A 12,492-nucleotide genomic window follows, 5' to 3' on the forward strand; every position below is an offset into this window, starting at 1 on the left:
GTTCTCCGTGTGAGGATGGGAAGTCCGCTGGAGAACGGGTCAGGCCCGGTTGTTGACGCGCTCGGCGATCCACTGATCGATCTCGATGGAGTCCCAGCCGACCGCGCGCACGCCCAGGCGCAGCGCCTTCGGGAACAAGCCTTTGCGCATCAGGTTGTAGATGTGGGCGCGTTTGAAACCGGACTTGGTTTCGACTTCATCAAGCCGCAGGATGCGGCGCTCGCTTGCGGGCAGTGCAGGTGTTTGCGACATGGCGGTCACTCCTGAACGCTCAGTGGCGTTTGTTGGCGTGACCTCCATTCAATAGACATGGATGGGAAAAGACATTGCAAATGCAATCTCCGCGATTGCACATACAAGATGGAAAACCTCAGACTGTCGCGCTACGCAGCCGGCGTCTGGCCGTGGCGAACTTGCCGTTTAGCGTCCGCTCCGCGATCCCCATGGCGCCGCTGTGATGGGCGACCAATGCACTGACCACCGCCTCCTGCGTCTTGAAGCTGGAGTACGGCACGCCCGAAGGCGACTGGCCGAGCATCAGGTCCAGCATGCTGCCGATAATGTTCAGGTAGGTGGCTTCGGCGCGATCACTGATCAGGCACTGTGCGCCAGCAGAGGGCGCCATCTGCTTGAGAAGCGCCCTGTGCTTTTCCTGCAACTCATGCAGTTGGCGTTTGTACTGGTCCAAGGTGGATTTCAGGGCCAGGCGCTCGACTAGCATCGCCTGCCCAGTTTCCAGCGAGATGAAGGGATGGGTGATGCGCTCGCTTCGGGAGAAGAGGAAGCCCGGTCGTTGCTCGGGATAGTGTTGGCGCATCCAGCGCTTCAGATCGACGTGGCGCACCGTCAGATCAGGGGAGTCGATCAGCGTGGAATCGCGCGTCGTGATGCCGTTCTGCCCGAAGGGCAGTTCTCCATTGAGGATGCCGTCGAAGATACGTTCGGTGCAAAGTCTCAGCTCGGCGCAACGTGGGCAGTCCAACGACTGCGGCAGGCGCCTTGGCGACGAAATCGAAGCCAGGATCACCTGCTCGTATCGCAGCAGCCCGGCCCAGCGGATGGACGCTTCGATCGGGCGATAGAACACCTTTGATGTTGGTGCATCATTCTTGTTCTCGTGCATGCTCCGTCTCCTTCCAGGAGAAGAACTACATGACCGACTCCTTTGTCACCGACCTCATGGTCGGCCTGTCGTCTGTGCAGGAAGTGGGCACCGAAGGCCGCTTCGTCATGTGGTTTGAATACTGCTCACCAGTTCGCGCAACTGGTAGTCGTCGTGTGCTCGATGTGCAAAAATTCATCGATTAGAAGGTCGAGCATCGGGACGTAGGCTCGACAGTGACGCTCACGCTATCAGGGTCGTGAGAAGTTACGGTTTCTGCAAAACCGTCTAGGTATGACCTGATATGCCAGCGGTCTCAGGAGGCGTTAAGGGGCCGCAATCGTCGTCGAATGTCCAGCCGGACGCAGCAAACCCGCGTCTGTCATGCTTGCCCCGTCATCCTGATATATCGACAAAGAATCGTGTGCGGAAACGCGGTGGCCAGCGTGCGCGTTCTTTCAAAGGAGCTTGAGCAGAAGGTCCTTGTGAGTTGTGGTGCAGGCGTTCCCAGCATCCGACCTGTGCCATCACCAGAACCATCTGCCTGATCGTCTTCACGATGATGGATGCGGGGCAGACAACCGGGCGTGGATGATGAGTTCGAGGCAGTCGCCTACGACGATGTACCGATCGTGGGTCTGGTGTACTGAGTGCAGCTCTTTGGACGTCTGTGGAACTCTTTGGACGAATTTGTTGCCGAGGACGAAAAACAAGGCTACAATTGAGGTCTTCGCTGGCCAGTCCAACGAAGAAAGTGTTTGGGAAACAACGACTTACTGTCCTAGTACACGTCTCGTTTCCCGCTCCAAATTCAAAAAGCCCAAACTTCGGTTTGGGCTTTTTTCTTTTCTGCTGCAGGCAGGCGTATAGAGCAGCTAAAACACCATAAGAGCAAACCGATAGTTCCACCCCGCTCTGATGCGGCTCCACCCCACACGCTTAAAACTAGCCCCTCACCAAGAATTAGCGCTTTACATTGCAGCGATGCCTGGAACGCTGCGCCTACGAACGCAGTGCCTCCATACAGACTGAATACACCTACCGCGCCCGCAGCAAAGAAGACTAAGCACGCTTTGCACAGCCCAGATCCGGCTGCTGCCAGTACCAGGCCTATAGGTTAATATCGCATTTCGCACACGGACACATTCCGCAGATCTGCCGATTTGGCGCCGCTGGACAGCTGCTTGAGTCCGTATCACGGCACCAAGCTCCTCTAAACCCGTCAACGAACCCACTGTAGAACGTGATGGCCTTGATTAATTCTGTACGGAACACGCTGCTTGACCTGGCACCGGTACAAGCCGTCGCGACCAGCTTGAAGCGGCTTGTATCTGGCAAGCATAGGAGCGGGCTATACAAGGCTGGGGCCATCACAGTTCTGGCCATACTGCTGAGCGGCTGCGCCGGCGTCAAAATCGCTACTGTCAGCACCGAGGACTACATTGCCCAGCGCCGTGGCGACATTCTTACCACTAATAAACTCAGCGCCTCCGCACGCGATACGCTGACCAGTCTGGCTATCGCGCCCGAGCAATGCGCCAAGGACATTCCCCACTGCTCTTCCAGGCTGACAGAGCTGTGGAATCTGGACACCGAGCAGCGCATGGCCACCTTGGCCGAGATCTGGACGCAAGAGGCCTTGCGCTTGCAAGGTCGGCGCAATGCCCGGCCAGACTTCTCGACCGATCTGTTCGATGCCTATCTGCAAAGCGCCCGCTATGCCTACGCCTATCTGTTCTTCACGGATCGCAGGCCTGGAGACCGGGCATTTGAAGACCGCCAGACCCAGGTGCGTGACTACTACAACTACGCGGTGCAGCAAGCGACCATGCTGCTGTTTGCCAAGTATCACGACACCAGCTACGCCTTCCAGAAAACTATCGAGATTGGTCGGTGGCGTATTCGTGGTGATCTGTCCCAGGTACGCGATGCCACCGCCCCTCAGCCCCATGAGCTGATTCCGGCCTCCCAATTAACATTCCGCGGGGTGCGCAGCATTTATCGGCGCGACGGTTTTGGAGCCGAGATGGTGGTCGTGAACGAGTCAAAGGATGTCACGCCGAACAGCTTTCAAAGCACCTACAGCGAACCGCCTTTCCAGGCTGTCACGGGGATTATTACTTTCCCCGGCGAAACCCTGTCCCAGGTTCTGCAAACTCGCGACGCCACCATTATTGGCTACGATCCGTACCAGCAAACCAGCGTCAAGCTGAAAGACGTGCAAGTGCCCTTGGCGGCCAATTACACCTCTGCCTACGGGCTATGGCTGGCGCGCTCGGACTTCTCGACCCAGGCTTTGCGCACCGTCCTGGGACGGGACGGTGGTATTGAATCCCCGCATGTGTTCCTGCTGCAACCCTATGACCCGAATCGCCGCGTCATCATCATGCTGCACGGCCTGGCCAGCAGCCCGGAAGCTTGGATTAACGTCGCCAATGAGGTGCTGGGCGATGAGGAGTTACGGGATCGCTATCAGATCTGGCAGGTCTACTATCCAACCAATCTGCCCCTGCCCTACAACAATGCCGAGATTCGCAAAGCCCTGACAGAAACCTTCCGGCATTTTGATCCGGACAGGAAGGCCATTGCCTCAAACAATATCGTGGTGATCGGCCATAGCATGGGCGGTGTGCTGGGACGTTTGCTGGTGTCCTCGTCCGACAATCTACTGGAAGACGCGGCCCGCGACCGTTATCAAATGGATGATGTCAGCATCGCCAAAATGAATCAGGAGTTTGGCAATGTGGTGCACTTCTCTCCCCTGCCCGGCGTAACGACAGCCATCTTTATTGCTGCGCCTCACAAGGGCACGCCGTTTGCAGGAAATCGTATTTCACGCTTGGCGGCAGCACTGATTACCTTGCCGGTTACGGTGGTGACTCAACTCAACAAACTTAGCCAGGTGGCGGTTGGCAATACGCCCGCCAAAGACGAGATGCTGATCCTGCCCAATGGCGTGGAAAGCCTGCGCGACAGCGATCCATTCATGCAGATTACCTCCAAAATGCCGATCTCCACGCAAGTGCGGTATCACAGCATTATCGCCAACGACACGCCCAAAAAAGACCTGCTGTATTCGGACGATGGGCTGGTGCCTTATCAAAGCTCTCATCTGCCCGGCGCGACGTCGGAGCTGGTGATTCCGTTCTCCCACAGTGTGCAGGAGACGCCCGAGGCAATTCTGGAAATTCGGCGGATTTTGCGGGAGCAGTAGCAGCAAAACACATGCTCCACCTGACAGGGCCCCTCTACCGACTCTTTCAAGTTACTCCCGCTTCATCGCCTTTTCATAATCCCAGCCGCCACCCAGCGCCTTGTACAGATCCACCATATTCTGCAACTGGTTTTCCCGCACGGCGATGACCTGGTTTTCTGCCTCGTACAGATTCCGCTGCGCATCTAGTTGTTCCAGATAAGACGCATAGCCAGCCTCATAGCGATTGCGGGCGTGTTCCAAAGAGCGCTTCAAGACGTCCCGACGCGCGGTCACGTGGCTTAACTCTTCCGCAAAACGACGCTGGCCCGCCAAGGCGTTTTCCACTTCGGAAAAGGCCGTCAAAACAACGCCGCGATACGCAAAGGCCGCCTCATCGCGCTGGGCTGTTGCAGAATCAAACTGCGCCTGCAAACGACCACGGTCAAAAATTGGTGCCAGAATGCTGCCGCCCAAACTCCAGATCTTGGTCGGGTCATAACTCAAGGCGCTGACGTACAAAGCCCCTGCCCGTGCCGACAAGGAAACCTGTGGCAAAAAGGCAGCCCGGCTGGCTGCCATGGACGCGTCCTTGGAAGCCAAACCGAGCTCTGCTCGCGCAATATCAGGACGGCGGCGTAGCAGCTCGGACGGCAAGCCAGAGCCCGGTGCAGGCAGCTCTAAAGCCGACAAGGTGGAACTGGCGTTCTGTTCATAAGCCGCAGGCAACTCCCCGGACAAGAGGCGCAAAGCATTGTGATGACGGCTAATCGCCAATTCCAGCTGCGGAATATGCTGCGCTACCGCTTCCAGCTCGGACTGGGCCTGGGTCAACTCCAGCTGGGAGATATAGCCCGCATCAAACTTTTCCTGCGCCAGGCGCAAGGCTTCTGTCCGGGAGGTAGAGGTGGCCTTGGCCTGCTGCAACTGTGCATCCAGACCCAGCAAGGCAATATAGGTACGTGCTGTCTCGGAGGCGACGCTCAAAGCAATGGCATCATAATCCGCCTGCGTAGCAGACAGTTTGAGTTCAGCCGCTTTCGCCTGCGAACTCAAGCGCCCCCAGAGATCCAGCTCCCAATTCAATTGCACGGCAGGCTGTACCGCACGGCTGATTGCCATACCGCCAGGCCCCAGGGCCCGCTCTGCATGCGCGCCTGTGTCAAAGGACAAGGAAGGGCCCAAGGACGAATCCGCCAGCTGCACCGCGGCCCTTGCCTGTTCGATGCGGGTAGCAGCACTCAAAATATCGTTATTACGTGCCAAGGCAGCTTCTACAAGTGCACTCAAGCCGGGATCGTTAAAGGCTTTCCACCAGGCCGAATCAACGACTGTGCCTTCAGAGGATGCTCCTATCCACCCGGATGGCACGGTTACCTGCGCCTGCTCGGGTGCGACCCGGTAAGCAGGCATACAGCCGGACAACAGCGCCGCGCCACTTAAGATGGCCATGCCATACGTTCTTGCAGACAGGGTCATTGTTCATGCTCCTGTTTTGTTTGATCAGGCTTATCGGAAATATCCACCTTGGCAATCACGGACATGCCAGGTCGCAAACGCTCCATACCGGGCTGATCCGCATCGATAGCAATGCGTACCGGCAAGCGCTGAACAACCTTGGTGAAGTTGCCACTGGCATTATCCGCGCGCAGCACGGAAAACTCGGAGCCCGTGGCCGGGGCAATACGCTCTACATGACCTTGAAACTCTGTGCCATCCAGACCATCAACGGTGAATCGGGCCAACTGCCCCACATGAATACCCGCCGTCTGCGTTTCCTTGAAGTTCGCCACTACCCAACGGGTATCCGGCACCAGAAACAGCAGTTGCGAACCTGCCGTCACATACTGCCCCTGACGCACAGACGCTTCGCTGACCTGACCGGCTGCAGGCGCGGTCACCACGGTGTTATCCATATCGATGCGAGCCAAACCCAAGGCGGCTTCAGCGGATTTCACCTTGGCCTGCAAGGTCGCCCGAGCCACCTCGGTGGACTTGATGGTTTCTTCGGCAATCGCAATGTTTGCCTTGGCTTGCAACATATTGCCGCGCCCCAGCTCGGCAGTCGCTACAGCCTGATCTCGCTCTCGCACCGAGATCGAACCTTTGTTTGCCAATTCCCTGGCACGATTACGATCCGCCTCGGAGCGACGGGCTTCAGCCTGAGCCGACACCAAGGCCGCCTTGCGAGCATCCAGGCTGGCGCGGTTCTGTGCCTGGGCTTGATCCAGATTCGCCAACTCAGCCAAAGCCGCATCCAGTTGAGCCTGCGCCTGATGCAGTTTTTCTTTATAAATGCGCTCATCAATGCGCACCAAAGGCTGGCCCGCCTGGACTCGCTCAAAGTCCTGCACCAGTACCTCGGACACATAACCGCTTACCTGCGGTGCCAGCACCGTCATCTGCCCACGTACATAGGCGTTGTCGGTAGTGACGCGAGTGGTGTTGAACGGCCCCAGGTTCCAAGCCCACAAGATCAACAGCAAACCTCCCAACAATACAAAGGCCATCGCAATGACACTGCGTTTGCTGGGTTTGATGATCTTGGGCGGCAGAGAAGGTTCAGTATTCGGACCCAGCTTGCCATCGTTATCCGAGTCTGTCGGCGCGGCAAGCTCACTATTGCGATCCTGATTTTCAGATGAAGTGTCTTGACTCATAAATACGGACCAGGTTTAAGAATTCGAAGAAGTGCCAGCAGCGGCTTGCGCTCGTCTGGACTGAATTGCGGGGCCAGCGGCCAGCAACACGGGCCACAACAGAAAGCCCGTCGCCAGAATGCCAATCAACAGAAAAACATCGTTGTAAGCCCGAACGCTGGCCTCGCGGCGGGCAATCTGTGCCAACTGAGCCGTGCCCGTCGCCGCCCTCAACATCGGATCGGTCACCGTTGGCCCTACAGCCTGTTGCTGCTGTTTCAGACGATTGGCCACCAAAGGCTCAGCCACATTCACATGGCTGACAATGGCCGCGTAATGATGCTGCTGGCGCTGCTGCTGAAACGTGCTCAAGGTCGCGGTGCCCATCAATCCGCCCAAAGTCTGAGTGACATTGAGCAGCACAATAAAAGTCACGATATGGTCAGGGCCATACTTGAAGGCTTGCTTGAAGCCAATCATCACCAAGGGTCCCATGAACATGCCCGCGCCAATGGACAGCACGAACTGGCTATAGAAAAAGTCCTGTGGGCGGTCCAGGCTGGTACGCCCAAAATCCATGAAGCTGGACACGCCAATCAGCAAAATCGCGGCAAACACCTGTACCAGAATCGTCTTGGGCCCAAAGGTGATGGCGCTGAGCACAATGCCGCACACAATGCCCACAAACACCACCCAGAACAAAGGCTGCATCTGCTCCGAGCCCATGCCCAAACTGCGCAGCATATTAACCATGCCGTAGTTCTGCTCGGTCGTGATGAAGCGCAAAATCATGGCCCCGACGGCAAAGTAAATGGTGGAACCCTGCGCCAACCACCGCACTTTCAGCAAAGGATTGACGCGGTGATATTCCAGAAACGAACAGACGGTGAACAGGAACAAGGACGCCATCGCCATCCAGGCCAGGCTTGTGTCGTTGAACCACCAGCGGATATAGCCTTGCGTCAAGAATGCGATCAGCAAACCGGCAGCCGGAGCAAACAAGGCAAAAGCCAGGAAGTCCAGTTTTTCAAACGCCTTGATCTGATAGCCGGGGGGCAACTTCAACAGCACTACTGCCGCAAAGGAGCACAAGGCCATGCCCGCCTCAAAGCTATACAGGCCGTGCCAATTCCCCAGCTCTATCAAGGACGGCGACAGCACCCAGGCCAAGGGCGTCGCCATTTGCGTGATACTCACTCCCAGCACCAAAGCCTTACCTAGCAGGCGTCTGGGGAAAGCTTGCAGCATGTACAAGACGCCCAGGGTGCTAGCCGCCGCACCAGAAAACCCGCTGGCACCACGCAGAAAAATCAGTGATTCAGCACTATTAATGGATAGATGCAGCAAGGCCAGAACGGCATACAAACCCAGGCCTATCTCGGCAAACAGGCGCATGCCATATTGCTGCCTGAACTTGAACACCAGCAAATTGGCGGTGATATTGACCATGGCATAGGCTGCGGGCAACCAGGCTGCCTCGGAGGGCGTCAACCCCAGCTCCCCTTGCAGCGTCGGCAAATTCACCGACACCAGGGCATTACCCAAACCACCTGTCAAACCAACCAGAATCGCAACCAGACCATAAGCCATACGGATATGCGATTCATGATGAGGTGCCGATGGCGAGCCCGGCATGAAGGGCTTTTCATGCTCCTCCCAATGCGGATGCGGCTTGATGTACTGACTCATTCAGGCTCCCAATCGGGAGCATTACGGTCCACCTGCAACAACACGCCTTCACACAAGAACTTCAGCGAGCGTTTTACGAACAGTAGCCTTTCCTTGTCCGTGCGCCCCCGCAAGCTGGCAGCCAGCATGCCAATCAACAAGGGAATGTCCGTGGGCTGCAAGGCCGGGTTGCACTGCCCGGCGGCCTGCCCCATTGCCAAGGGTTCGCGCGCCAGATCAACCAAACGTGCGCGCACCCCCACAATGGTGGGGTGATTGGGGTCAATCGCCTTCCAGTAATCCGACATGGGAGCCGACTCCAGCGCGAACCCTGCCAGCACCTGCATCAAGACCTTGAAGTCCTGGGCATTGCCTTTGCGCTTGCTTAAGAAGCGCTCTTCAATCCGGTCTGCTGCCCGTATCAGCAACGCCTCCATCAAGGCAGCCCGATCAGGGAAATTGCGATAGAGCGTCGCCCGTCCTACCCCTGCCTGCGACACAACCTGATCCAAAGGGGCCGTGACACCACACTTGCTAAAGACCGTGTTAGCCGCATCCAGCAACAGTTCCCGGCGTTCCAAGGCATCAGAACGATTAGGTAAATTCCGGTTTTTCATTCCGAAATTATACGGACAGTTTTGTCCGCTTAAAAAGGCATCAAGCTAAAAAAGCTGTAAGAAACGATATTCCATATATGAAATAAAGCCTGCCAAGGCACGCAGGAAAAGTCCGGGGCTGGCTGTCTGCCTTTATTGCAAAAAAAACGTACTCCGACGAAAAAGACGCGACCGCAAGCAGTCGCGCCCTGTTCTATTCAGATCCCACCGCGCAGGCCCTTAGCCCACTTTGGAACCACTCGAACTCTCCTTGGGCTGCTTCTTCAGCCAGCTGTCATGCAGCCATTTTTCAGTTTGCCTATGCCCGGGAAAGGTAATCCATGTGATGTCACGTTCAAAGATCATAGGTTGCTCATCCGGGCCCACAATCACCCAGAACCACAGACGATCCTCCAGATTGCGAGCCTTCACCTTCATCCCGGTCAAGGTGACCGTCTCCATACGGCCATTACGCTCCACACGAATCGGCTCGTCATGCTTGTCGATCCAATGAATTTCCATGCGAGGCAACAAGTCAGGAGCATACTGCTGCAGGAACGCACGTGCGATTTCCTCACTGCGCTGGCTGTCTGGCAAAGGACGGCCCACCAGGTCCAGAGAGATATTGGCAAAACCTTTAAGGCGACCTGACGGCGCAATTACCGAACTAAAGTGCTCGCCTTCCAGACCGGCATTACGTCCGTCCTTGCGCTCATAGCGCGTCAACACAACGGCCTCACCATCCGCACTGACCTGACGGCTCATGACCTGGGCATGGGTTTCCGGAATAAAGGCATCAATAGAAGGGCTGGCAAGCGTGCTCATGGCATTCTCCGAAATGGAAAGGACATTCTGTTGAGCCTGAGCAGGAAAAACCCAGGCCGTTTGCATCATCAAAGCGGCAAACAAGGATGGCAAAGAAAGATGGACTCGCATAAGGCGGACTCCTGTGAAAAGAAAGCATCACGCTAGAGAAAACGAACTTCATGGGCCCGTTCTCAAAATCAGCTTTCAGAAAAACGGCCAAGTTTTCCAGCTGGTAACTCAAGGCCGTAAAACCAAGACAGGTCTAAAGAGCTAGAGCGCGCGGCCTTGCTCTACAGCTTGCGTCTGAACATAATTCAGAGCGCATAAGCCAATCACGATCAAGCTAAAGTGCACCATCTGGACTGGCCCCTGCTTGAGCCAATACCCAAACCACAAACCGCCGCAGATGAAAAACAACCACAAAAAAACAAACAGGCTCAAAGCCAGTACCGCGCGATTGCGAGCACGTAAAAGAACACAAGCCTTTTGCACCCAGAAAGCCTTTGCATAAGAGAGGGCGGCCCACCACAGCAAGATGGCACAAGTCAGTTGGACAGCAGCCACCACATATAAAACCACCGGAGCCCACTGCGCCGACCAAGCCCTCCACAACAAGCCTGCACCCAGCAGCTCCTCCGCCATCACCAAATCCATAGAAAGCGTATGGCTCAGCAGTAAACGATTAGTCCCGGAATCCGTGACGTTGTTAATGACGGCAATCGACAACCACATAGCCAAGCCACCCAGGATCAGCAAACGACTAAACGCAATAAGACGTATCGACATAATCCCTACCTCATCACAAGGAATACTGATTCAAGATGGGCCAGCCACGCTCTTGTGCTATGCCCATCAAATTCGGGTCTCCTGCTATCACCCGCGGAAAACCGACAAGCTCCAGCATGGGCAGATCAGAAATGTGATCGCCGTACCCATAACAATCCGCAGCGCATCCTGCCTGACGCTCCAGAAACCGTTGAACGGCTCGCCGCTTCCCTTCGCCAATGGTCTGTATTCCCATGATTTCACCGGTGTAATTGCCCGCGAGAATCTCCAACTGATTAGCCAGCACATAGCGCACGTCCAGATCTCGAGCCAGGGGCTGCAGAATGTCGCAACTGGAGCCAGATACAAACACAGGCTGAACGCCATTGCGCTGATGCTCCCGCAAAGCCTGGATGGCTGGCTGAATGTAGTAGTTCTCTTGCTGGCGCATTTGCTGATGCCAGTCTGCTATCGCTGCTTGTAAATCAGTTTGTCTGCAGCCCTTGAACACATGCCAGAACAAGCGATTAATTTCGTCTCTGGATGTACCATCGGCAATCTGTCCACGCATTCGCCGCTCAGCTTCTTGACTAGCAGCCTCACCGCCCTCTTGTCCAAGCGTTTTGCACCAGTAGTAATTGCGAAAACTGAACATGCTTTTCATGTTGATGAGAGTTTCATCAACATCAAAAAATGCAAATTGAATTGTTCCCATCCCCTGCCTTTCCTTAAGTTCGACCAGGACAAAATCCTGGTCGACGATCTTTCAAAAAACCGTAATCGCTCTACAGCAAGGCTTGCTCTGGGCAAGAAGCCGTTGCCTGATTCGATAGAAAGGCAGAGACATCATCCGTGACATCGCTCTGGGCATTGAGCATGCCCAACTCATTGACATACTGCTGGACAACACTGGCGGCCAACTGGTTTTCCTTCTGAGTAATCAGCACATCATCAAAGACCGTGAACTTGACTTCCATACCTGCAACGACTGCACCGCCCTGATAAATATTCATGTCAGCATGAAACCAGACCCGATCCGCCCTGAGCTTTTTCTGCTCCAGAACGTGATAGCGGATTTGAGCGGGCAAAGGAAACGCAAACGCCTGAAACCGCATCGTCATCGTGTTGATCACAAAGTAGCGCTTGGGTGCTTGGTAGTCCTCCAGGCAAAACCGCTCTGTTACCGCCAAAAACATCTGACGGCACGCCTCTGTCAGCACCATTCCCTGCACATGCTGTCCAGTCAGATGGTCCAGCATCAGCTCGTTCCGATCATCCAGCATCAAGTCCGCAATAAAGCCACCATCTTGCGCAACTTCAGGTACGGAAATCAGAGTGTTTTCCGGGCGATGCTTATGTACCAGGGGCTTGGCAGCCAGGCGCTTCCCTCGCCATGTGTGCCAATGCTTGAACTCCTGAAGCAGGCCTTTACTGATACCTACAAACCAGGCATGACTGACCTGCTCCTGACTCAAACCCTGGCCAGCGATCAACTGCCGGCCAGCCAACGGTCCGCGCTCAGGAGACTCGTCATGCAACAGCTTCATCAGACGCTCATACAGCAATAAATTTTCATTCTGAGCAAATCGGTCAAAGCCCTTCGGAACAACAATAAGTACTTCCATTTTTCTACTCTCCCTTAAAAATTCTTGACGCTGATGTTTTGCAAAGGCACTTATTAACTGAGCCCTTCTCATCTTTCCGTGATAGCTGCCTTTTTTC

General features: G+C 55.5%; 12 protein-coding genes. 2 read left to right on the top strand and 10 right to left on the bottom strand.

The features are described 5' to 3' along the window. Nucleotides 1-39 precede the first annotated feature (39 nt). Together N879_RS10025 and N879_RS10030 are read right to left on the bottom strand one after the other, a co-directional pair. Nucleotides 40-252 (bottom strand): AlpA family transcriptional regulator, encoded by a 213-nt coding sequence (locus tag N879_RS10025; protein WP_009459729.1) that lies wholly within the window; start codon nucleotides 250-252, stop codon nucleotides 40-42. Nucleotides 253-370: 118 nt separating this feature from the next. After that, a complete protein-coding gene (locus N879_RS10030) occupies nucleotides 371-1,123 on the bottom strand; it encodes a hypothetical protein (protein WP_009459730.1) in 753 nt (250 codons plus the stop codon). Nucleotides 1,124-1,152: 29 nt separating this feature from the next. Between N879_RS10030 and N879_RS20650 the strand changes: the two genes are divergently transcribed. After that, the gene (locus N879_RS20650) at nucleotides 1,153-1,308 is read left to right on the top strand and encodes a hypothetical protein (protein WP_019726331.1); all 156 of its coding nucleotides are present in this window, start codon (nucleotides 1,153-1,155) and stop codon (nucleotides 1,306-1,308) included. Nucleotides 1,309-2,348: 1,040 nt separating this feature from the next. Further along, nucleotides 2,349-4,316 carry an esterase/lipase family protein gene (locus tag N879_RS10035; RefSeq protein ID WP_009459732.1) on the top strand — a complete coding sequence of 656 codons (1,968 nt, stop codon included), beginning with the start codon at nucleotides 2,349-2,351 and terminating at the stop codon, nucleotides 4,314-4,316. Nucleotides 4,317-4,367: 51 nt separating this feature from the next. Here the strand turns inward: N879_RS10035 and N879_RS10040 are convergent, their stop codons facing one another. The 8 genes from N879_RS10040 to N879_RS10075 form a co-directional block, all read right to left on the bottom strand. Next, a complete protein-coding gene (locus N879_RS10040; RefSeq protein ID WP_009459738.1) occupies nucleotides 4,368-5,774 on the bottom strand; it encodes an efflux transporter outer membrane subunit in 1,407 nt (468 codons plus the stop codon). Then, nucleotides 5,771-6,955, bottom strand: coding sequence for an HlyD family secretion protein (locus N879_RS10045; protein ID WP_021446918.1), 1,185 nt, complete (start codon nucleotides 6,953-6,955; stop codon nucleotides 5,771-5,773). The genes N879_RS10040 and N879_RS10045 overlap by 4 nt, the downstream gene beginning before the upstream one ends. 15 nt (nucleotides 6,956-6,970) lie before the next feature. Then, on the bottom strand, nucleotides 6,971-8,623 hold the full coding sequence (locus N879_RS10050) for an MFS transporter (protein ID WP_009459744.1): 1,653 nt from the start codon (nucleotides 8,621-8,623) through the stop codon (nucleotides 6,971-6,973). Then, entirely contained in the window at nucleotides 8,620-9,219 is a 600-nt protein-coding gene (locus N879_RS10055; RefSeq protein WP_009459745.1) for a TetR/AcrR family transcriptional regulator, read from the bottom strand. The genes N879_RS10050 and N879_RS10055 overlap by 4 nt, the downstream gene beginning before the upstream one ends. A gap of 219 nt (nucleotides 9,220-9,438) precedes the next feature. Beyond that, nucleotides 9,439-10,134, bottom strand: coding sequence for a hypothetical protein (locus N879_RS20655; RefSeq protein WP_009459746.1), 696 nt, complete (start codon nucleotides 10,132-10,134; stop codon nucleotides 9,439-9,441). 141 nt (nucleotides 10,135-10,275) lie between these two features. Next, the gene (locus N879_RS10065; protein ID WP_009459748.1) at nucleotides 10,276-10,791 is read right to left on the bottom strand and encodes a DUF2165 family protein; all 516 of its coding nucleotides are present in this window, start codon (nucleotides 10,789-10,791) and stop codon (nucleotides 10,276-10,278) included. Nucleotides 10,792-10,804: 13 nt separating this feature from the next. Then, the gene (locus N879_RS10070) at nucleotides 10,805-11,485 is read right to left on the bottom strand and encodes an HAD family hydrolase (protein ID WP_009459750.1); all 681 of its coding nucleotides are present in this window, start codon (nucleotides 11,483-11,485) and stop codon (nucleotides 10,805-10,807) included. 70 nt (nucleotides 11,486-11,555) lie between these two features. Then, entirely contained in the window at nucleotides 11,556-12,395 is an 840-nt protein-coding gene (locus tag N879_RS10075; RefSeq protein ID WP_009459752.1) for an AfsA-related hotdog domain-containing protein, read from the bottom strand. Nucleotides 12,396-12,492 lie beyond the last annotated feature (97 nt).

Origin of the sequence: Alcaligenes sp. EGD-AK7 (assembly GCF_000465875.3) — a bacterium.
GTDB lineage: Bacteria > Pseudomonadota > Gammaproteobacteria > Burkholderiales > Burkholderiaceae_B > Alcaligenes > Alcaligenes phenolicus.